Origin of the sequence: Phycicoccus sp. Soil803 (assembly GCF_001429685.1) — a bacterium.
Taxonomy (GTDB): Bacteria; Actinomycetota; Actinomycetes; order Actinomycetales; family Dermatophilaceae; genus Pedococcus.
The window spans coordinates 225,082-246,100 of record NZ_LMST01000001.1; the positions used below are offsets into that span (position 1 = coordinate 225,082).

Below are 21,019 nucleotides of genomic sequence, written 5' to 3' on the forward strand. Positions count from 1 at the left end.
CGGCGTCAGTCCTGCTTCAGGGCGTAGGTCAGGACGGCGTTGCCGGCGGGCGTGCTCTGGCTGCGGACCAGCTCGAGCCGGGTGACCGGCACCGACTCGTCGAACAGCCGTCGGCCGACCCCGACCACGGGGTGCGTCGTGAGGGTGAGCTCGTCGATCACCCCGGCGAGGAAGAGCGAGCGGATCGTGTCGATGCCGCCCACGACACTGATCCCGCCCTCTCCTTCTCCCTCCTTGAGCTCCGACACGTAGGCCACCGGGTCACCGTGGACGACGGTGCTGTTCCAGCCGAGGTCGCCGGACAGCGTCGAGGTGACGACGTGCTTGCGCACCGGGTTGATGAACCCCGCGAAGAAGTCGCCCTCCGCCGCCGCCGGCCAGAACTCCGACCACTCCTGCCACAGCTTGCGGCCGATGACGACGTCGGTGATGCCCCCGATCGCCTCCCCCATCAGCTGCCCCTCCTCGGGGCCGAACGCGTCGAACTGCCACTCGTTCGGCGACTCGACGACGCCGTTGACCGAGTTGAACTGGTGGGCGGTGACCTTGCGTGGCATGGTGCGGCCTTCCTGGGTGGGCGATCCGGTGCAGGGTTCCGGGTGGTGGTGTCGATGCAGACCCTGCCAGCCCCGGGAAGTCATCGCGCGCGGACGGCCCTACCGTGGTCGCCATGACGAGCGCCCGGGTCCGCAGGCTGGGGTTCGCCGCGGTGAAGGGCACCCGGCACCTCGCCCGCGACGCCGTGACCCTGGCGGCGGACGGGCCGGTGGGCGACCGCGCCTTTTGCCTGGTCGACCCGGAGTCCGCGCGGGTGCTGCGCACCGTCGAGCACCCGACGCTGACCTGCGTCGAAGCCACCACCGGCGACGGCGGCGAGCTGCGCCTGCGCTGGCCCGACGGTCGAGAGGTCGTCGGCCCACTCGAGGCGACCGACGAGGCACCGCTCACGGTCGACCCTCTGCTCACTGTCGACTACTGGGGTCGAGCTGCCACCGCACGACTCCTGGACGGCCCGCACAGCACCGCGCTCGCGGCATACCTCGGTCGTCCGGTGCGGCTGGCTGCCACCCAGCCCGGCGAGGTCGTCTGGGCGGGCGCGGTCTCGGTCGTCACCACCGGCGAGCTCGACCGGCTGAGGCAGCGGATGCTGGGCGCGGGACTCACGGCACCGATCGCACTGGACGAGCGGTTCCGGGCCACGATCACGCTCGACGCCGAGCAGGACCCGGAGCCGGGCACCCGGCTGCGGGTGGGGACGGCCACGATCGAGGTGGCCCGCCGCATCGACCGCTGCGCCGTCGTGGACGTCGACCCGGCCACCGGCCGCCGGGACGTCCCGGTGCTCGCCCACCTGGACCGCCACGAGGGCCTGCTCACCTTCGGCGTGGATGCCCGCGTCGTGCAGCCCGGGCGAGTGGAGATGGGCGACCCGGCGACGCCGGAGAACCCGTCGCACTAGGGTCAGCGCATGCAGTCCAGCAGCTTCTCCCTGGCCACCCCCGACGGCACCCAGCTGCACGTGAACCGGTGGCTGCCCGACGGCCCCCCGAAGGCCGTGGTCCAGGTCGCTCACGGCATGGCCGAGCACTCCGACCGCTACGCCCGGTTCGCCGAGCGGCTCACCGCTGCCGGGTATGCCGTGTACGCCAGTGACCATCGCGGCCACGGTGCCACGGCGCGCACCGCTGCAGAGGCCGGCTACTTCGCCGACGACCACGGCTTCGACACCGTCGTCGAGGACCTGCACCTCGTGAGCGACCACGCCCGCGAGGAGAACCCGGGCCTGCCGTTCTTCCTCTTCGGCCACAGCATGGGTTCGTTCCTGAGCCGGTCCTACGCGACCCGGTTCGGCGGCGACCTCGACGGTCTCGTCCTGTCCGGCACGGCCGGCGACCCCGGTGCGCTCGGCAAGGTGGGACTGGCGCTCGCGACCGCCCAGGCGCGGCTCCGCGGCCGGCGACACCCCAGTGGCCTGATGGACCAGCTGACCTTCGGCCAGTACGGCGCGGCGTTCAAGCCGAACCGCACGAAGTTCGACTGGCTCTCCCGGGACGAGGCCGAGGTCGACAAGTACGTGGCGGACGAGCGCTGCGGCAACGTCTTCACCAGCGGGTTCTTCGCCGACCTGCTGGGTGGGCTCGGCACCATCAACTCCGACGCCTCGGTCAGCCGGGTGCCCAAGACGCTGCCGGTCTTCGTCTTCTCGGGCGCGCAGGACCCGGTCGGCGACAAGGGCAAGGGCCCGACGGCCGTGGCCGACCAGCTGCGCCGCCTCGGGGTGGGTGACGTCACGCTCCGGCTCTGGCCGGAGGGTCGCCACGAGATGCTGAACGAGACCAACCGCGACGAGGTCATGGACTCCGTCGTCGAGTGGCTCGACGCGCACCTTCCCTGAGGATGTCGAGAACCGGCCGGTGACTCCGTCCTCGGGGTGATGGCGGCCAGAATGGCCGGCACGGACCGAGGAGGAACCATGGCGAAGTACCTGCTGCTCAAGCACTACCAAGGTGGACCCGAGCGCACTCCCGAGGGCTGCGTCCCGATGGACCAGTGGACGCCCCAGGAGATCACCGACCACATCAACTTCATGCACCACGTGGCGGACACGCTGCGTGACCGTGGGGAGTTCGTCAGCGCAGACGGGCTGTCGCCCGACGGGACGTTCGTCCGGTTCGACGGCGAGGGCCGGCCCCCAGTGACGGACGGGCCGTTCGCGGAGACCAAGGACCTGATCGCCGGCTGGATGATCATCGACGTCGACTCGCAGGAGCGGGCGCACGAGGCCGCAGCCTTCCTGTCGTCGGCGCCCGGCCCGGGCGGGGTGCCGCTGCGGGAGTGGATCGAGGTGCGCGCGTTCATGGCGGAGCCGCCCACCGTCACCGAGTGACCAGCTCGCCGTGACCCCCCGACCCGCCGAGCTCGAGGACCTGCTCCGGCACCTCGGCCCCCAGGTGCTCGGTGTCCTCGTCCGCCGCGGAGACGACTTCGCAGCGGCCGAGGACGCCGTGCAGGAGGCGATGGTGGAGGCCTTCCGGCGCTGGCCGGAGGGGCTCCCCGACGAGCCGAGGGCCTGGCTGGTCACGGTCGCCTCCCGCAAGTACCTCGACATCGTGCGGTCCGAGGTGGCCCGCCGCCGTCGCGAGGAGCGGTTCCACGACGAACCCGAGCCCGGTGCCACCGAACAGGCCGACGACACGCTGCTCCTGCTCTTCCTGTCCTGCCACCCCGCACTCTCCCCCGCGTCGGCGGTGGCACTGACCCTGCGGGCGGTGGGTGGGCTCACCACGAGGCAGGTCGCCGAGGCCTACCTGGTGCCCGAGGCGACCATGGCCCAGCGGATCAGCCGGGCCAAGCGCACCATCTCCGGTGAGCGGCTCACCCAGCCGGGCGACCTGCGCACCGTCCTGCACGTCCTCTACCTGATCTTCAACGAGGGCTACGGCGGCGAGGTCGACCTGGCGGCTGAGGCGATCCGGCTGACCCGTCAGCTCGCCGCGGGCAGCGACGAGCCCGAGGTGCAGGGACTCCTGGCGCTGATGCTCCTGCACCACGCGCGCCGGGCGTCACGCCGCACCCCTGCGGGTGAGCTGGTGCCGCTCGCCGAGCAGGACCGGTCGCTGTGGGACACCGCCCTGATCGCCGAGGGCGTCGACCTCCTCCAGCTCGCGCTGGCCCGCGACCGGCTCGGGGAGTACCAGGCGCAGGCCGCCATCGCCGCGCTGCACGCCGACGCCCGGTCCGCCGAGGAGACCGACTGGACCCAGGTGCTCGAGTGGTACGACGAGCTGACCCGGCTCACCGACAGCCCGGTCGTCGCCCTCAACCGGGCCGTCGCTGTCGGCGAGGCCGACGGACCGCTGGCCGGCCTGCGCGCCCTCGCCGCCGTCGACCCGGGCGTACCCCGCCATGCCGCCGTCGCGGCATACCTCCACGAACGCGCCGGCGACCTCGTCGAGGCGAGGGACCTGTATGCCGTGGCCGCCAGGGCGGCGACCAGCGCTGCGGAGCGCGACCACCTCACCCGACAGGCAGCGCGGCTGCACGCAGCCGGCACCTGAGTCGCCCGGGCTGCTGCCGCGGGCGAGCGGTCAGTCGCGCTCCAGCCGTTCCAGCGCCCGCTCGCGGATCCGGGTCCCGAGCGCCGGGAGCTCGTGCATCAGGTCGGAGAAGTCCCAGGCCATCAGGGTTAGCAGCCGCATCCTGCTGAGGGCGACGACGTTCGCCGAACGCGTGCTGTGGGTCAGCACCCCGATCTCCCCGAACCAGTCGCCCGGGCGCAGCGTGGTCAGCAGCCTGGTCTCGTGGGCCGCGGCGGCCAGGCCGTCGACGACGAAGAACAGGCTGTACGCGTAGTCGCCCTCGCGCGCGAGCACGGTGCCGACGTCGACCTCGCGCTCGTTCAGCTTCTCCGCGACCATCGCCCGCTGCTCCGTGGTCAGGTCGGCCAGAAGCGGTATCGAGGCAAGCTCCTCAGCATCCATGACGCCTCCCTGAACCCGGTGACCCTCGCCTCACGATGAACCCCGCGCGTGATCCCGTCAACCACCACCGAACGCACGCCGCTGGCCCGAGGAAACCGGCCAATTGCCCGGTTGTGGGCCGCACAGGGGGACTCTGCGCGCCGAGAACCGGGCAATTGGCCGGTTGTCAGCTGAAGAGGCGGCTGAGCAGTCCCTTCCGTGCCGGCTTGCCGATCCGGAACCCGCGCATCGGCACGTCGAACGGGTCGAGCAGCTCGCCGAGCTCGCGCTGGACCGCATCGCCGGGGGCGCCCTCGCCAGAGCTGCCGAACATCCACGCCATCGCGGCCTCGCCCAGCTCCAACGGGTGGAACGGATGCGGGTAGTCGTCGACCTCGGCGTGCTCGCCGGCCCAGTACGGGACCTCGAACGGCAAGGGGTCGCCGAACGCGTCCGCGGTCACGTCCGCCGGGGCCTTGTCCGAGTAGATGTCGAGCGCCCGCACCGTAGCGATCCGTCCTGGCGGTCGCGCCTTCTCTGACAGACTCGGAACCATGGACACCGGGGCTGCACCCTCGAACTTCGCGTCGGCCTACCGGCACGGCTTCGCCCGCGTCGCCGCGTGCACGGTCCCGGTGGCCGCCGGCGACCCTGCGCGCAACGCCGAGGCGATCGTCGAGCAGGTGCGGGGGCTGCACGAGGACGGCGTGGCCGTGGCGCTGTTCCCCGAGCTGAGCCTGTCGGGCTACGCCATCGACGACCTGCTGCTCCAGGACGTGCTGCTCGACGAGGTGGACCGGGCCGTCCTGACCGTCGCCGCGGCCACGAGGTCACTCCTGCCCGTCGTGGTCGTGGGTGCCCCGCTCCGGCACGGCAACCGGCTGTTCAACTGCGCCGTCGTGATCCACCGCGGCGAGGTGCTCGGCGTCGTCCCGAAGTCCAACCTCCCCAACTACCGCGAGTTCTACGAGAAGCGGCACTTCGCGGCCGGCGACGACACCCGCACCGACTGGTTCCACGCGCCGCACTGGCCGGGCGCCGACGAGGACGGCGACCTGCCGTTCGGCCCCGACCTGGTCTTCGACGCCGACGACGTCCCGGGGCTGGCCGTCCACGTCGAGATCTGCGAGGACATGTGGGTCCCCGTGCCGCCGAGCGCGAAGGCCGCGCTCGCGGGCGCCACGGTGCTGCTCAACCTGTCGGCCTCACCGATCACCGTCGGTCGCGCCGAGGACCGCCACCTGCTCGCGCGTTCCGCGAGCGCGCGGTGCAACGCCGCCTACCTGTATGCCGCCGCGTCCGCCGGGGAGTCGACCACCGACCTGTCGTGGGACGGCATGACGATGGTCTACGAGCTCGGCGACCTGCTCGGCGAGAGCGAGCGGTTCCCGGACGGGCCGCGGTCGACCGTCGTCGACGTCGACCTCGACCGGCTGCGCCAGGAGCGGATCCGGCAGGGGTCCTTCGACGACAACCGTCGGGCCGAACGCGTCGACGCCAGCGACGGTGCGGACTTCCGCACCCTCGGGTTCAGGCTCAAGCCGCCGACCGGCGACATCGGGTTGCGGCGCAAGGTCGACCGGTTCCCGTTCGTGCCCGACGACGAGGCCCGGCTCGCGCTGGACTGCTACGAGGCCTACAACATCCAGGTCTCCGGTCTCGAGCAGCGGCTGCGCGCCATCGCCACCGACACCTGGCAGCCCAAGGTCGTCATCGGGGTGAGTGGTGGGCTCGACTCGACGCACGCGCTGATCGTCGCCGCCAAGGCGATGGACCGGCTCGGTCGCCCGCGCACCGACATCGTCGGCTTCACCATGCCGGGGTTCGCCACCACCGAGGGGACCAAGGCCAACGCCGTCCACCTCATGGAGTCGCTCGGGATCACGTGGGAGGAGCTCGACATCCGCCCCGCGGCGACCCAGCTGCTCAAGGACCTCGGGCACCCGTTCGGCCGCGGCGAGGAGGTCTACGACGTCACCTTCGAGAACGTCCAGGCCGGGCTGCGCACCGACTACCTCTTCCGGGCCGCCAACCAGCGCGGCGGCATCGTGCTCGGCACCGGCGACCTGTCGGAGCTCGCGCTCGGGTGGTGCACCTACGGCGTGGGTGACCAGATGTCGCACTACGGCGTCAACAGCGGCGTCCCGAAGACGTTGATGCAGCACCTGATCCGCTGGGTCGTCAGCAGCGCGCAGTTCGAGGGTGCGGTCAACGGGACCCTCACCGAGATCCTCGACCAGGAGATCAGCCCCGAGCTGGTGCCGGCCAGGGCGGGCGAGAAGATCCAGTCCACCGAGGACTCCGTCGGCCCCTACGCGCTGCAGGACTTCACGCTCTACCACGTGCTGCGGCGGGGCTACCGCCCCAGCAAGATCGCCTTCCTCGCCCTCCACGCGTGGTCCGACGCCGAGGTGGGCGACTGGCCGGCGGGCTACCCCGAGAGCCGCCGCACGGCATACGACCTCGCCACCATCCGGCGGTGGATGGAAGTCTTCGTGCAGCGCTTCTTCAGCAACCAGTTCAAGCGCTCCGCGCTGCCCAACGGCCCGAAAGTCGTTGCGGGAGGGTCCCTCTCACCTCGCGGCGACTGGCGTATGCCGTCCGACGTCACCGGGCGCGCGTGGCTGGACGAGCTGCGGTCGAACGTCCCGGAGGACTGAATCCGGCCTAGTGCTCCTGCATGACGGTGGTGTCGGCGCCCGATGCGACAGTGGTGGGGTGGCAGTCACCGTGGAGGACGTGCGCCGCATCGCGACGCCGCTCCCGCGTGCCTACGAGGTGGTGGTCCGCGACCGCGTGAAGTGGCGGGTGGGCAGCATCGTGTGGCTCGCCTTCTCGCGCGACGAGACGGAGCTGGGCTTCGCCTTCCCGCGTGAGGAGCGGGCGGCCCTGGTCGAGTCGGAGCCCGATGTGTTCTTCCTGCCCGGGCAGGTCGACCTGCGCTACCAGTGGGTCGAGGCCTGGACCGACGCGCTCGACCTGGACCGGCTGCCGGAGCTGGTCCTCGACGCGTGGGCGATGGTGGTGCCCAAGTCGGTGTCCGCGCCCTACTTCGCAGGGCTCGGTGCGGGGCTCGGAGCCGACCGGTGACGGCTCAGAGCTGACCGGTGACTCAGAGCTGACCGGTGACGATCCACTCGCAGGCCTGGTGGAAGGCGTCCCACGGGTCCGTGCCGAGGGTCGTCGAGAACGAGCCGACGTGCCGGTTCTGCGGGTCGTGGAACAGGCCGGACCAGTGCTCGCCCCGCCCGGCGGCGGTCAGCGACGCGCGGCGCAGGAGGGTGCAGGAGGAGATCTCGACCGCCATCGCGCCCGACGAGTGCAGGTCGCGCTTCACGCTGAACGCGTGGCCGAGCACGATGTCGGTGCACCGGGCGGCCTCGGCGGCCCGGGACCGCGCCCGGTCGTAGCCGGCCTGCCGCGAGTTGCCCAGCGAGAGGGCGAGTGCCGAGCGCGCCGGGGACAGGCTCGCGACGCTGCGGGCACGTTCCGCGTCCTCCCGAGCCGCCTCCCGCTCCATCCAGGCGCGGGTGACGTCGGCGGCGAGCAGGTCGCGGGCGCCGGGCGAGGCGTTCGCGACGTACCACGCGTTGTCGTAGAGCCGTTCGATGACCGTCATGGCGGTTCCCCTTGCACGAGCCAGATGGTGGTCCGGGAGGCATCTGCGGCGACGTCCTCCCGGTAGCCACCATCGTGGGGCCGTCGGACCCCCGTCACATCCGACAGTGGGGGGCAGACGATCTCCACCACGGGTACGAGAAGAACCCTGCGGATGACGTGGTTTGGGCGCGGCTGTCCAGCAGGACGCCCGGCAGCGTGCCCCGATTTCTGGACGGTTGGACTAGACCGAAGCACTGAGGCCGGGTCGGCCGATGAGATAGGGAAGGCAGGGTGGGGCAGGGGTGGCGCCAGCCCGGCGCCCGGCGCATAGTGGAACCAGGGCCGCTGCCGCGACGAGCAATGGCCCTGACTGCCCCGCCGGGAGGTGCCATGAGCCGCGTGACGACCCTGCCAGAGCTGGTGCCCGTGCTGTCCGCGGGACGGCACCGCAACCCGCGCAAGGGTGCCTGCTTCATGGAGCTGGCCTCCTTCCTCGCCGGCGAGCGCTGGAGCGACCACCCGGCCTGCACCCACCCCCTGCTCGCGTCGCTGGCCCGGCTGGTCAACGACTCGCTGGGTGACGCCGACCGGGGCCGGCTGGTCACGCTGATCCCCGACGTCGTGGGGCTGACCGGGTCGGACCTCGACCTCGACCTCGCGATCGCCACCCGCACCGCCGCGGCGGCTCTCCCGGTGGCTCCGGCCACCCGCCAGAACGTGCTCGCGGTCGGCCTGCTGACCGCCCAGCGGCTCGCGGCGGGGCGGCCCGGCGTCCGCGAGCTCGTCGACGACCTGTGTGGTGCGGGGTTCGCCGCGGCCCCGGAGGCGCACGCCTGGGCCGAGCGCTATGCCCGCGGTGCGGTCGTGAGCGAGCGCACCTACCGCCGCCAGACCGCCCCGCACACCGTCGCGTATGCCGTGGAGGGCATCGCCGTGGCCTGCGTCCCCGACGTCGCGGACCGGCTCGTCCACCTCCTCGAGGACGTCGTGGCCGATGTCGCCGGTCGCGTCGGGCGCCCGCAGCACGAAGCCTCCACCCACGTGTTGCCCTCTGGTGGGCAGGTGGGGGCAGTTTCCGCGGGTCGGTGACCACCGCGACGCAACAAGTCGGGTGCGACTGACCCCAAGTCGGCACCAAGTGGTGCCCAAGCGGGTGGCTGCACCGTGTTCCGCACACCATCTGACAGCGGAACAAGGAGTCACCCATGACCAACCAGACCACCCCCACCAGCCTGCGACCTGACCAGCGGCGCGCCGAAGCCCTGCGCGGGCTCTGCGACGGTGGGGTCCACCTTCCGGGCGACCCGGGGTACGACGCAGCGCGCCTCCCGTGGAACGTCGCCCTCGACCAGCGCCCGGCCGCCGTGGCCCAGCCGCGGACCGTCGCCCAGGTGCAGGAGGTGGTCCGTGCGGCCGCCGCGGCGGACCTGCGGATCGCCCCGCAGAGCACCGGCCACAACGCCGGCCCCCTCGTCGCGCAGGGTCTCGACGACGTCGTCGTGCTGCGCACCTCGGCGATGACCGGCGTCACCATCGACCCGGTGCGCCGGATCGCCCGCGTGGAGGGCGGTGCGCTGTGGATGCACGCGACCGAGCCCGCCGGTGACCACGGCCTGGCCGCCCTGCACGGGAGCTCCCCCGACGTCGGCATCGCCGGCTACTCCCTCGGCGGAGGCATCGGCTGGTACGCCCGTCGCCTCGGCCTGGCCACCAACAGCCTCACCGCGGTCGAGCTCGTCACCGCTGACGGCGAGCACCTGCGCGCTGACGCCCACCGCAACGCCGAGCTGTTCTGGGCGCTGCGCGGCGGTGGCGGCAGCTTCGGCGTCGTCACGGCCCTCGAGTTCCGGCTCTACGCCATCGAGTCGGCCTACGCCGGCATGCTCATCTGGGACCGCGAGGTCGCGGAGCCGGTGCTGCGGCGCTGGGCCCAGTGGGCTCCCGGTGCACCCGACGACGTCACCACCTCGTTCCGGATCCTCAACCTGCCCCCGATCCCGGACATCCCCGAGCTGCTCCGTGGCCGGTCGGTCGTCGTGATCGACGGGGCGGTCCTCGGCTCGGACGAGGCCGGCGCAGCGGCCATCGCCGACCTGCGCGCCCTGTCACCGGAGATCGACACCTTCGGGCGGGTGCCTGCCCGGTCACTCGTGCGGCTGCACATGGACCCCGAAGGACCCACGCCCGTGGTGTCCGACTCCGCCATGCTCGGCGGGCTGCCCGACGAGGCGGTCGACGCGTTCCTGTCCGAGGTCGGGCCGGGCTCGTCGTCGTCGTTGCTGATGGCCGAGCTGCGGCAGCTCGGTGGGGCCCTGGGTCGGGAGCACGAGGGTGGCGGCGCACTGAAGAAGCTCGACGCCGCGTTCGTCACCTTCGCCGGCGCGATGGCCCTCACGCCCGAGATGGCAGCGCAGGGTGAGCACGACGCGCACCGCCTCACCAAGGTGCTGTCGCCGTGGGCCAACGGTCGCAGCTACCTCAACTTCGCAGAGCACGCCGTCGACCCGCGCACCGCCTACGACGAGCGGGCGTGGTTGCAGCTCAAGGGAATTCGCTCTGCGGTCGACCCCCACGGACTGTTCGTGGGCAACCACCGCATCCCGCGGCTCGTGGAGCACGGCCGGGTCACCGAGTGACCCGTCCTGAGGGGGGCCGGTATGCCGCGTGGTGACCACGCGGCATACCGGCTCGGCCGCGTGCTGGACCGCAGCGCCGGTCTCGCCCGAAAGCACGAGTGGGAAGTGACCGCTCGCGCGTACTCTCGGGCGGGTGAGAGTGGGTGTCCTCGGTGCCGTGCAGGCGTCCCTGGGCGACGGCCCCGTCGACCTGGGCACGCGCAAGCAGCGTGCACTGGTCGCTGCCCTCGCCATGAACCACGGGCGGCCGGTCTCGGTCGACGCCCTTGTCGACCTGCTGTGGCCGGACGGTGCGCCACCCGGGGTGAGCGGCACCCTGCAGGCGTACGTCGCGGGGTTGCGCCGCTCCCTCGAACCGGACCGGGCCGCCCGCGCCCCGTCGAACGTGCTCGTGACGGTCGCGCCGGGGTACGCCCTGCGGGTCGGGGACGACGCCCTCGACGCGGCGCGCTTCGACCGCGCGGTCAGCCGGGCGCACCGCCGCATCGGCCAGCTGGCCGCGCTCCACCAGCCGAGCGGCCTCTCGACCGAGGAGCTCACGGCGGTCGTCGCCGAGCTGGACGAGGCGCTGTCGCTCTGGCGGGGCACGCCCTACCTCGAGCTGGAGGACGCCCCCTCGGCGGTCGCCGAGCGCGCCCGACTGGAGGAGCTGCGCGTCGTCGCCCTGGAGGACCGCGCGGTCGCGTCGCTCGAGCTCGGCCAGCACGCGACCGTGGCGGGCGAGCTCGAATCGCTCACCACGGCATACCCGTTGCGCGAGCGGTTGTGGGGGCTGCGGGCCCTGGCCCTCACCCGGGCCGGTCGCCAGGCCGAGGCCCTCGACGCGCTGCGCGAGGTGCGCGACGTCCTGGCCGACGAGCTCGGCCTCGAACCCGGTCAGGAGCTGCGCGACCTCCAGTCGGCCGTGCTGCGCCAGGACCCCACCCTGGACTGGCAGCCGGGCACCTCCTCCCCTGCCCCGGAGCCGTCCCGCGCGACGACCACGGCCCGCATCCAGTCGTTCGTCCCGACCCTGCCGCCCTGGCCGCTCGTCGGGCGGGACGACCAGCTGGCCGACCTCGTCGGCGCCCTCGAGCAGGCCGAGTCGGGGTCGGTCGCCCTGGCGGCGCTGGTCGGCGAGCCGGGCATCGGCAAGAGCCGGCTGGCCGGCGAGCTGGCCAAGGTGGCCGGCGAGCGCGGCGCCACGGTGCTGCTGGGTCGGTGCTCGCAGGACGACGGGGCCCCACCGCTGTGGCCGTGGCAGCAGGTGCTGCGGGCGCTCGGTCGCGAGCTGCCGGAGGAGACCGAGGGCGACGAGGACGGCGGTGGCCGGTTCCGGACCTGGGAGGCGATCGCGGGCGCGGTGGCCGAGGCGGCGTCGGAGCGCACCATCGTCGTGCTGCTCGACGACCTGCACTGGGCCGACGTCGCGTCGTTGCGGGTGCTGCGACTGCTCGGCGAGACCGTGCAGCAGGGCCGGCTGCTGGTGCTCGGCACCTGGCGCAGCCATCCCGAACCCACCGACGCGCTGCTCGACGCGGTGGAGACCTTCGCCCGCAGGCACGCCGTGCGCCTCGACCTGCAGGGCCTCAGTGCCGACGACGCGTCGCGGGTGGTGGAGGCGGTCAGCGAGTCGACCCCGTCCGACGGCGAGGCGCGAGCCCTGCGGCAGCGCACCGACGGCAACCCGTTCTTCCTGGTCGAGTACGCCCGGCTGGCCCGCGAGGGTGGCGACCTGTCGGCGCTGGTCGCCGAGGCGCACCCACCGGCGGCGGTCCATGACGTCCTTGCGCGGCGCCTGCAGCGGCTCCCGGAGGAGGCGGTCTCGACCCTGCGGTGGGCCGCGCTGGTCGGGCGGCAGTTCGACCTCGCCACGCTGGCTGCGGTCTCGCGCCTCGACGAGGACGACCTGCTCGACCACCTCGACCCGGCGCTCGAGGCAGGCCTGGTGCGGGACGACGGCATCGACCGGTTCCTGTTCGGTCACGCCCTCGTGCGCGACACCATCTACGCGGCGATCCCCACCACCCGCCGGGCCAGGGCGCACGCCCGCGTCGCGGAGGCACTGTCGGGCATCGCGGGCCGCGAGCACGAGGTGGCGCGGCACTGGCTGTCCGCCGGTCCGGCGCACGCCGCCCGGGCCTGGCTGGCCTGCGTGCGGGCCGCGACCGTGGCGCGGCGGCTGCACGCCTACGAGGAGTCCGCCGACCTGCTGCGCTCAGCCCTCGACGCGCTGCCGGGTGACCCTGACGCCACCCTCGGTGAGCGCTACGACGTGCTGATGGACCTCGCGGACGCGCAGCGGTGGTCGGGTGACTGGGAGGGGCTGGTCGGCACCGCCGAGCAGGCCATCGCCGTCGCCGACGAGATCGGTGACGTCGTGCTCCTCGGCCGGGCCGCCACCGCGACCTCCGTCGGGGCGCTCTGGCAGTCCGGGCCGCACGGGTCGGTCAACGAGGTCGTGGTCGGTGCCCTGCGCCGGGTCCTGCAGGGCCTGCCGACCACCGATGGCGCGCTGCGGTGCCGGGTGATGCTCGCGCTCGCGCTCGAGATCTACTACGGCTCCACCGTCGAGGAGCGCAGCGCGCTGGTGGAGGAGGGCATCGCGATGGCCCGGCGGATCGGCGACGAGGCGCTCCTGCTCGACGCCTGCCAGCTCGCCTACGTCGCCCTGTGGCGCAGCGCGACCGCGGAGCTGCGACGTGACCTCGTGAGCGAGGGGATGGAGCTGGCGCACCGCCTCGGCGACGAGCGCGCCTACGTGGTCACCACGACGCTGCGGGCGGTCGTGGCCGGTGAGCTGGGCCTCGTCGAGGAGATGTGGGAGCACGCTGTCGTGGCCCGCGACTGGGCCAAGCGGTTGCGACTGCCCTACGGCCTGATCGTCCTCGACAGCCTGGAGCTGCCGTGGCTCGCGATGGCCGGGCGGTTCGACGACTGCGAGCGACGGATGGCCGACATCGTGCGGCTCGACCAGGAGATGACCCTGGGCCAGACCGAGGACGCGACCGCCGGGGCGTTGATGTCGCTGCGGCTGTGGCAGGGTCGCTCGGCGGAGGTGGCCCCGATCCTCGAGCAGTTCGCGCAGCACAGCGTGCTCCCCGTGACCTCGACCATGCTCGTGTTCTGGCTGCGGGCCGGGGAGGTGGACAGGGCCACGGCGTATGCCGCGTCGCACCCGATCAGCCTGGCCGACGACGACTGGTTCTCGATGCTCAACTGGTGTGCGGCGGCCGAGGTGGCGCTCGGGCTCGACGACCACGCGCTGGCCTCCGCCGCCTACGACCGGCTGGCTCCGTTCGCCGGGCACTCGTGCACGGCGGGTTCGGGCAACGCCATGGGTCCGGTCGACGCGTTCCTCGCGCTCGCGGCCGCGGCGGTCGGCGAGCGTGAGCTGGCCGGCACGCACGCCGATCGCGCGCTCGAGCTGTGCGAGCAATGGCAGATCCCGCTCGCCGCGCAGTGGCTGCGCGGCGAGCGGACCCGCCACTCCTTCTGACCCACCCGCAAAGCTGCCGTTGTGCGGGGATCAGTCGCGGTCGAGGTAGCGGAAGGCGAGCGCCTCGCGCCGCTCGAAGCCGCGTCGGGTGAGCAGCCACAGGATGTGGTTGGGCCGACCGGTCTTCGCGAACACCTGACGGCGCAGCGGTCCGGGGACGTCGTGGGCGGCCCACGGCACCAGCGCGAGGACCTGCGCGAAGGCCACGTCCTTGCGGAAGTGCTCCTCCTCGACCTGCTCCCACTCCTCGTTCGTCATCACCCGCTGGATGACGGCGATCGCCTCGGTCTCCTCGTGCCGCAGGTGGCGGCCGAGGCTCTCCCGTGCGGCACACAGCCGCACGGCGAGCGCGGCCCGGGCGTCCTCGTCGGCGTGGTGCGCGAGCCGCTCGAACCCGGCGGCACACGCCGTCAGGATCGGGTCGATCTCGGCGTGCTCGGCCTCCATGGCCTCGAGGACCCGGCGCTCCGCCTCATCGGCCCGGTCGAGGAGCGTCGGCCAGAGCCCGGCGTCCTCGCCCGAGTGGTGGTGGTGCAGCACCTCCGCGAACAGCTCCCACCGGGCCGCCAGGGCTCGCCAGGTGCTGCGGGCCTCGGTCGGGGTGGCGCTGGCCGCCGCGGCGAAGGCCGCCAGGTCGCGGCGGAAGCCGTGGTGCATCACGTACATCATCGTCATGTCGACCGGCCCCGGGTGGGCCGCGGTCTGGCCGGGGAAGGTGAGCTGCTCCGGCCAGAGCGTCGTGGTCGTCGTTGTCATGGTGAGTTGCCTTTCAGGTCAATGGATTTCAGGTGCCAGGTATGCCGTGGCGTCAGTGCGAGCCGACGGTCTCGGTCTCGTGGTCGCGGAGCTCGTCGTCGCGCAGCTCCTCGTCCCACAGCTCGACGTCGTCGTCCTCCACCTCGGCACGGACGTGCGGGAGGACGCGGTCGAGCCAGCGCGGCACCCACCAGTTCCAGTCGCCGAGCAGGGACATGGTGGCCGGGACCAGGACCATGCGGACGACGGTGGCGTCGAGCAGGATCGCGACGGCCATGCCGACGCCGAGCTGCTTGACCACGACGTCGACCTCGCTGGCGAACCCGAGGAAGACCGCGACCATGATCGCCGCCGCACTCGAGATCACCCGGCCGGTGGCCGACAGCCCCCGCACGACGCTGCCGTGCGAGTCGCCGGTGCGCGCCCAGTCCTCGCGGATGCGGGACAGGAGGAACACCTCGTAGTCCATGGACAGGCCGAACAGGATGGCGAACATCAGGATCGGCACCCAGCTCGACACGGCCAACGGGTGGTCGAGGCCGAGCAGGTCGGTGGCCCAACCCCACTGGAAGACCGCGGTGAGGACGCCGTAGGCCGCGCCGATGCTCAGCAGGTTCATGACCGCGGCCTTGACCGGGATCACGACCGACCGGAACACCATGGCCAGCAGCAGCACCGAGACGGCCACCACGAAGGCGATGACGATCCACAGCCGGCCGGCCAGCATCTCGGCGATGTCGGCGAAGAAGGCCGTGCCACCGGTGAGCTCGGCCCCGGCGGGCAGCTGGGCCCGCACGGCGCGGACCAGGCCGGCGGTGCGCTCGTCGGTGGGCCCGAAGGCCGGGATCGCGTCGAACACGGTGATCGCCGAGTCCGGCGACGTGACGGCCGGGGTGACGGCCACGATGTCGGGGCGGGCCCCGAGGTCGCGAGCCAGGCCTGCCACGGCCGACTCGTCGAGCCTGGCGCGGTCGACCACCACCGTGAGGGGACCGTTGCTGCCGGCGCCGAACTCGGCGCTGACCAGGTCGTAGGCCCGCCGCGTGGTGAGCTCGGTGGACTGGCTGCTCGGGTCCTGCGGCCAGGTGCGCATGTCGAGCGCCGGCACCGCCAGGGTGAGCATCACGATCGCGGCCGACACCGCCCACAGGAGCGGACGCTTGGCGACCTTGACCGCCCACCGGGCCGTGAGCGGCATACGCAGCGACTTGGCGACGACGTCGCCAGCGACGGAGCGGCGGCCTGCGCGACGGCCGGCCCGACGGACTGCGCGGGGCAGGAGACGGCGACCGGCGAACCGGCACAGCACCGGCACCAGCGTCAGCGAGGCGGCCATCACGCTCAGCACCGCGATGCCGGTCGAGAAGCCGAACGAGCTGTAGACCGGCAGGCCCGCGAGGCGCAGCCCCATCAGCGAGACCAGCACGGTGCTGGCCGCGAAGACGACCGAGCGTCCTGCCGTCGCGGCAGCGCGACCGGCCGACTCGGTGACGCTGAACCCCTGGGCGAGGTACTCGGCGTGCCGGGTGACCAGCAGCAGCGCGTAGTCGATGCCCACGCCGAGGCCGACCATGGTCGCGACCATCGGGGCGGCGGTGCTGACGTCGGTGGCGGCGGCGAGCAGGGTGATGCCTGCGCTGCCGACGCCGAGCCCGACCAGCGCGGTGCCGATCGGCAGGCCGGCGCTGACCACGGACCCGAAGGCGAAGACCAGGATGACGAGGGCGGCGACGATGCCGATGATCTCCCCGCGACCCTCCATCGGGGCGGCCGCGCTCTCGGGCAGCTCGCCGCCCAGCTCGACCTGGACGCCGGTGGCCCGCAACGGGGCGACGGCAGCCTCGATCGGGTCGAGGTTTCCCATCAGGTCGGGGTCCGTGACCGGGGCGTCGTAGCTGACGTTGACGACCGCGGTGTCGCCGTCGGCCGACCGCTCGGCCGGGAAGACCTGGACGACGTGGGGCATGGCCTGCAGCCGGGTCGACAGCTGCGCGAGCGAGGCGTCGCTGGGTCGTCCGCCGCTGCGGTCGTGCACGACGACGCGGGCGGCGGTGTTGCCGGCGCCGGGCAGGTGGGCGCGCAGCTGGTCGATGCCGACCTGGGAGCGCGCGCCGGGGACGTCGTAGTCGTCCTGCGGGGTGCCGCCGAACGTGGCCGCGAGGCCGACGACGACGAGGGCGAGGACCACCCAGGCACCGAGGGTGCGCCACGGGTGGGCGGCGGCACCGTGGCCGAGGCGGTAGAGGAGGGGGCGGCGCGGGGCTGCGGTCCGCAGCGTGGGCCGGCTGAGCAGGGCAGGCATGGTGGTCCTTCGAGTGGTGCGGAGGTGAACTGGTCGGGACCAGCGTCGGCTCACCTGCTTGTGCGCCACTTGGGACTGACTTGGGGTGCCTCCCCGCCGGGGGCTCAGCCGGGGACGGAGACCTCCACCCGCAGGGCGCGGTGGTCGGAGGCGACCGAAGGCAGCACCTGCGCCGTGACCGCCCGCACTCCCCCACCCACCCACACGTAGTCGATGCGGCGGGGCGGCGGCTCGGCGTCGAAGGTGTGCCCCTCGCCTTCCCCGACGAGGGTCCAGGCGTCCTCGAGCCGGGCTGCGAGGCAGCGGTATGCCGGTGAGCCGGGTGTCGTGTTCAGGTCACCGAGGAGCACGACCGGGCGGTCGTCGAGGGCGGCGACGATGGCCTCGGCCTGCCGGGTCCGCTCGGTCTCGCTGTCCCACTGCAGGTGCGTGCCCAGCACCCTGAGCGGCTGGCCGTCGACCACCACGGTGCTCTCCAGCAGCCCGCGCTGCTCGCTGCCCTCGAAGCACGGCAGCAGGGTGTTCGTCGACGACTCGAGCGGCAGCCGGCTGAGCAGGGCCGTCCCGTACTGCGCCCGCGGGGCGCCCGGGTGAGGGGGCTCGTCGTCGAGGTTCGCGGCATACGCGAGGTGCATCCCCAGCCGCTGGGCGAGCCGGCCGGGCTGGTCCTCGAACGCGCTCTGCTCGCGACGGAACCGGTCGACCTCCTGCAGCGCCACGACGTCGGCGCCGCTGTCGTCGACGACCTCGGCGATCCGCTCGAGGTCGAGGACGCCGTCGAGCCCGACGCCGCCGTGGATGTTGTAGCTGAGCAAGGTCAGGTGCACGGGTGCCTCAGTGGGCCTGGCGCCGCAGCAGCGGCGGGAGGTAGGCCGCGCCCGGGGCGTCGTCGGTGGTGGCCGCCGTGTCGGCGGGGTTGGAGATGCCGCACTGCTTCAGCGACAGGCACCCGCACCCGATGCACGAGTCGAGCTTGTCGCGCAGCGCCTCGAGGGCCGCGACCTGCTCGTCGAGGCGGGTGCGCCAGTGCGCCGAGATGCGGTGCCAGTCGGACTTGGTGGGGGTGCGGTTGGCCGGCAGCGAACCCAGCTCGCGGCGGATCTCCTCCAGGGTGAGCCCGACGTTGCTGGCCGCGCGGATGAAGGCCAGCCGGCGCAGCACGCTGCGTTGGTAGCGGCGCTGTCCCCCGGTGGTCCGCGACGCCTCGACGAGCCCCTCACGCTCGTAGAAGCGCAGCGCGGACGGGGCGAAGCCGCTGCGGGCGGCGACCTCCGACACCGTGAGCACGTCCGTGGTGTCCACGATCTCCTCCTCTGTTCCGGGGCTTGACTTCAACTTCACTTTAACTTCAAGGATGGGGGAATCGGATCGTGATCGCAACGGAAGGCACCTACATGCACACCGCACTCGTCACCGGTGGCTCGGCCGGGCTCGGCCTGGCCCTCGCCCGGGACCTCGCCGCCGACGGCTGGCACGTCGTGGTCGACGCCCGGGACGCGGATCGGCTGGCCGCCGCGGTCGGGCCGCTCCAGGGCACGGTCACCGCGGTCGCGGGCGACGTCACCGACCCGGCCCACCGCGAGGCCCTGGCGGCCCGAGCCCTGGCCACCGGTCGCCTCGACCTGCTCGTCCACAACGCCAGCACGCTCGGCCCCACGCCGCTGCCGCCGCTCGCGGACCTCGACCTGGCCGGCTTCGACGACGCGTGGCTGACCAACGTGGTGGCCCCGCTCGCCCTGACCCAGCTGGTGCTGCCCGCGCTGCGGGACGCCGGCGGGATCCTGGTGGGGATCTCCTCGGACGCCGCCGTCGAGCACTACGAGGGGTGGGGTGCGTATGCCGCGTCGAAGGCCGCGCTCGACCAGGTCGTCCTCACGCTCGGGGCGGAGAACCCCCAGATCGCTGCCTACGCGGTGGACCCCGGCGACATGCGCACCGCCATGCACCAGGCCGCCTTCCCGGGCGAGGACATCAGCGACCGGCCGCTCCCGGAGTCCGTGGTGCCCGCCCTGCGCACGCTGCTGCGCACCCGTCCGGCCACCGGTCGCTACCGGGCGGCGGAGTTCGCCCCCGGTCCAGCCGGCCCGGCCGACCCAACCGGCCCGGTCGGCTCGTCGGCGCGCGTGGTGTCGGCGTGAGCCGCCTGTCCGTCGTGCCGTCGACCCGGTTCGCGAGTCCCGGGGACACCACGGCCCCGGCCCCACCCGAGGAGCGCGGGGTGGCCCGCGACGGGGTGCGGATGCTCGTGGCGACCGACGAGGGGGTGGCGCACGCCCACTTCCGCGACCTCGCGGCATACCTCACGCCTGGTGACCTCGTGGTGGTGAACAACTCGGCGACCCTCGCGGCCGAGTTCGACGCCGTGCTGCGCGGCCGCGGGCCGGTGGTCGTGCACGCGGCGACGAGGCTCGACGACGGCACCTGGGTGGTCGAGCTGCGGTCCGCTCCCGACGCTGCGCGCTCCGTGCTCGACGCCGACTCAGGGGCGGAGCTCGACCTGCCCGGCGGTGGACGGCTCACCCTCGTCGCGCCGTATCCCCGGCCACTCTCCTCCCCGACCGGTCGGGGCAACAGGCTCTGGAGGGCGGCGGTCAGCGGACCTCGACCCCTCGAGCAGCACCTGGTCCGGTACGGACGACCGATCGCCTACGGCTACCTCGACCGGGCCTACCCCCTGTCCGCCTACCAGACGGTCTTCGCCAGCCGACCCGGAAGCGCTGAGATACCCAGTGCCGCAAGGCCGTTCACCCACGAGCTGGTGACCGACCTGGTCTCGCACGGCATCGGCGTGGCGGTCGTCACGCTGCACACCGGGGTGTCGTCGCAGGAGGCCGGGGAGGCGCCGCAGCCGGAGTGGTTCGAGGTCTCGGCCCTGACGGCACGGCTGGTCAACGCGACCCGCGCCGAGGGCGGCCGGGTCGTGGCCGTGGGCACCACCGTCACGCGGGCGCTCGAGTCCGCAGTGCAGCTCTCGCCGGCCGACGAACCCGGCGTCGTCCCCCGCACCGGCTGGACGGCGCGGGTCGTCTCGCGCGACGACCCGCCCCGGGTGGTGACCGGGCTGGTCACCGGCTGGCACGACCCGCAGGCCTCGCACCTGCTCCTCGTGGAGGCCGTCGCGGGGCCGGACCTGACCCAGCGGGCCTACGACGGGGCGGCCCGGGGCGGCTACCTGTGGCACGAGTTCGGCGACTCCGCCCTCCTGCTCCCCGGGCCGGATCCCCGGTGACCGCTCCCGGCGCGCCGGGAGCGTGATCTGCCTAGGATCCGGACCATGACCCTGGGTGAGCTGCTCGTCGACGCCTTCGACCGGATCCGGGAGGGCGCGCAGGACGCCGTCGACGGACTGACCCCCGACCAGCTGGCCGAGCGTCCCAGCGACCGGGCCAACTCGATCGGGTGGCTGGTCTGGCACCTCGCGCGGGTCCAGGACGACCACGTCGCGGCGGTGGCGGACCGCGAGCAGGTCTGGACCGGCGAGGGGTGGCACGAGCGGTTCGGGTTGCCGTTCGACGCCGAGGACACCGGCTACGGCCACACCAGCGAGCAGGTCGCGCAGGTGCGCGGGCTGACCCCCGACGACCTGGTCGGCTACCTCGAGGCGGTGCATGCGGTGACCGTGGACTTCGTCCGGCCACTGACGCCCGAGGACCTCGGCCGCGTCGTCGACGAGCGCTGGGACCCGCCGGTCACCCTCGGGGTGCGGCTGGTGAGTGTCGTCAACGACGACCAGCAGCACGTCGGCCAGGCCGCCTTCGTCCGCGGGCTGATCACCTAGCCGCCTGAT

The 21,019-nt window shown here is 73.1% G+C and carries 20 protein-coding genes; 12 read left to right on the top strand and 8 right to left on the bottom strand.

Annotation, left to right across the window (positions count from 1 at the left end; all coding sequences use genetic code 11):
• Positions 1–5: 5 nt before the first annotated feature.
• A complete protein-coding gene (locus ASG95_RS01000; RefSeq protein ID WP_057376229.1) occupies positions 6–557 on the bottom strand; it encodes a dihydrofolate reductase family protein in 552 nt (183 codons plus the stop codon).
• Positions 558–670: 113 nt separating this feature from the next.
• On the opposite strand from ASG95_RS01000, the gene ASG95_RS01005 reads away from it, so the two are divergent.
• The 4 genes from ASG95_RS01005 (at position 671) to ASG95_RS01020 (ending at position 4,058) form a co-directional block, all read left to right on the top strand.
• On the top strand, positions 671–1,459 hold the full coding sequence (locus ASG95_RS01005) for an MOSC N-terminal beta barrel domain-containing protein (RefSeq protein ID WP_157581670.1): 789 nt from the start codon (positions 671–673) through the stop codon (positions 1,457–1,459).
• Positions 1,460–1,468: 9 nt separating this feature from the next.
• Entirely contained in the window at positions 1,469–2,395 is a 927-nt protein-coding gene (locus tag ASG95_RS01010) for an alpha/beta hydrolase (RefSeq protein ID WP_057376231.1), read from the top strand.
• 78 nt (positions 2,396–2,473) lie between these two features.
• Positions 2,474–2,887 carry a YciI family protein gene (locus ASG95_RS01015; protein WP_057376232.1) on the top strand — a complete coding sequence of 138 codons (414 nt, stop codon included), beginning with the start codon at positions 2,474–2,476 and terminating at the stop codon, positions 2,885–2,887.
• Between the two features lie 10 nt (positions 2,888–2,897).
• On the top strand, positions 2,898–4,058 hold the full coding sequence (locus ASG95_RS01020) for an RNA polymerase sigma factor (protein WP_057376233.1): 1,161 nt from the start codon (positions 2,898–2,900) through the stop codon (positions 4,056–4,058).
• A 30-nt stretch (positions 4,059–4,088) separates the two neighbouring features.
• On the opposite strand, the gene ASG95_RS01025 is transcribed toward ASG95_RS01020, so the two are convergent.
• The gene (locus tag ASG95_RS01025) at positions 4,089–4,481 is read right to left on the bottom strand and encodes a cyclic nucleotide-binding domain-containing protein (protein ID WP_057376234.1); all 393 of its coding nucleotides are present in this window, start codon (positions 4,479–4,481) and stop codon (positions 4,089–4,091) included.
• Positions 4,482–4,647: 166 nt separating this feature from the next.
• The gene (locus ASG95_RS01030; RefSeq protein ID WP_057376235.1) at positions 4,648–4,965 is read right to left on the bottom strand and encodes a hypothetical protein; all 318 of its coding nucleotides are present in this window, start codon (positions 4,963–4,965) and stop codon (positions 4,648–4,650) included.
• Positions 4,966–5,014: 49 nt separating this feature from the next.
• Between ASG95_RS01030 and ASG95_RS01035 the strand changes: the two genes are divergently transcribed.
• Together ASG95_RS01035 and ASG95_RS01040 are read left to right on the top strand one after the other, a co-directional pair.
• Positions 5,015–7,120 carry an NAD(+) synthase gene (locus tag ASG95_RS01035; protein WP_057376236.1) on the top strand — a complete coding sequence of 702 codons (2,106 nt, stop codon included), beginning with the start codon at positions 5,015–5,017 and terminating at the stop codon, positions 7,118–7,120.
• 58 nt (positions 7,121–7,178) lie between these two features.
• Entirely contained in the window at positions 7,179–7,550 is a 372-nt protein-coding gene (locus ASG95_RS01040) for an MmcQ/YjbR family DNA-binding protein (protein ID WP_057378657.1), read from the top strand.
• Positions 7,551–7,572: 22 nt separating this feature from the next.
• Here the strand turns inward: ASG95_RS01040 and ASG95_RS01045 are convergent, their stop codons facing one another.
• Positions 7,573–8,079 carry a hypothetical protein gene (locus tag ASG95_RS01045; RefSeq protein WP_056921317.1) on the bottom strand — a complete coding sequence of 169 codons (507 nt, stop codon included), beginning with the start codon at positions 8,077–8,079 and terminating at the stop codon, positions 7,573–7,575.
• Positions 8,080–8,450: 371 nt separating this feature from the next.
• Here ASG95_RS01045 and ASG95_RS01050 point away from each other — a divergent pair, with 371 nt between their 5' ends.
• The 3 genes from ASG95_RS01050 (at position 8,451) to ASG95_RS01060 (ending at position 14,174) form a co-directional block, all read left to right on the top strand.
• Positions 8,451–9,149, top strand: coding sequence for a hypothetical protein (locus ASG95_RS01050; RefSeq protein ID WP_057376237.1), 699 nt, complete (start codon positions 8,451–8,453; stop codon positions 9,147–9,149).
• Positions 9,150–9,265: 116 nt separating this feature from the next.
• Positions 9,266–10,696 carry an FAD-binding oxidoreductase gene (locus tag ASG95_RS01055; protein ID WP_057376238.1) on the top strand — a complete coding sequence of 477 codons (1,431 nt, stop codon included), beginning with the start codon at positions 9,266–9,268 and terminating at the stop codon, positions 10,694–10,696.
• 133 nt (positions 10,697–10,829) lie between these two features.
• Positions 10,830–14,174, top strand: a complete 3,345-nt coding sequence (locus ASG95_RS01060; RefSeq protein ID WP_157581671.1) for an AfsR/SARP family transcriptional regulator — start codon at positions 10,830–10,832, stop codon at positions 14,172–14,174.
• A 30-nt stretch (positions 14,175–14,204) separates the two neighbouring features.
• On the opposite strand, the gene ASG95_RS01065 is transcribed toward ASG95_RS01060, so the two are convergent.
• The 4 genes from ASG95_RS01065 to soxR form a co-directional block, all read right to left on the bottom strand.
• Positions 14,205–14,930, bottom strand: a complete 726-nt coding sequence (locus ASG95_RS01065) for a hemerythrin domain-containing protein (protein WP_056921313.1) — start codon at positions 14,928–14,930, stop codon at positions 14,205–14,207.
• A gap of 52 nt (positions 14,931–14,982) precedes the next feature.
• Entirely contained in the window at positions 14,983–17,232 is a 2,250-nt protein-coding gene (locus tag ASG95_RS01070; protein ID WP_057376240.1) for an MMPL family transporter, read from the bottom strand.
• A 104-nt stretch (positions 17,233–17,336) separates the two neighbouring features.
• Entirely contained in the window at positions 17,337–18,059 is a 723-nt protein-coding gene (locus ASG95_RS01075; RefSeq protein WP_057376241.1) for an endonuclease/exonuclease/phosphatase family protein, read from the bottom strand.
• 7 nt (positions 18,060–18,066) lie between these two features.
• Positions 18,067–18,534, bottom strand: a complete 468-nt coding sequence (gene soxR, locus ASG95_RS01080; RefSeq protein ID WP_057376242.1) for a redox-sensitive transcriptional activator SoxR — start codon at positions 18,532–18,534, stop codon at positions 18,067–18,069.
• Positions 18,535–18,602: 68 nt separating this feature from the next.
• Between soxR and ASG95_RS01085 the strand changes: the two genes are divergently transcribed.
• The 3 genes from ASG95_RS01085 to ASG95_RS01095 are packed head-to-tail and all read left to right on the top strand — an operon-like array spanning position 18,603 to position 21,010.
• A complete protein-coding gene (locus ASG95_RS01085) occupies positions 18,603–19,370 on the top strand; it encodes an SDR family NAD(P)-dependent oxidoreductase (RefSeq protein WP_082592240.1) in 768 nt (255 codons plus the stop codon).
• Complete coding sequence (locus tag ASG95_RS01090; RefSeq protein WP_057376243.1) at positions 19,367–20,461, top strand: S-adenosylmethionine:tRNA ribosyltransferase-isomerase; 1,095 nt, start codon at positions 19,367–19,369, stop codon at positions 20,459–20,461. Before ASG95_RS01085 ends, ASG95_RS01090 begins: the two co-directional genes overlap by 4 nt.
• Positions 20,462–20,506: 45 nt before the next feature.
• On the top strand, positions 20,507–21,010 hold the full coding sequence (locus tag ASG95_RS01095) for a DUF664 domain-containing protein (protein ID WP_057376244.1): 504 nt from the start codon (positions 20,507–20,509) through the stop codon (positions 21,008–21,010).
• Positions 21,011–21,019: the final 9 nt, after the last annotated feature.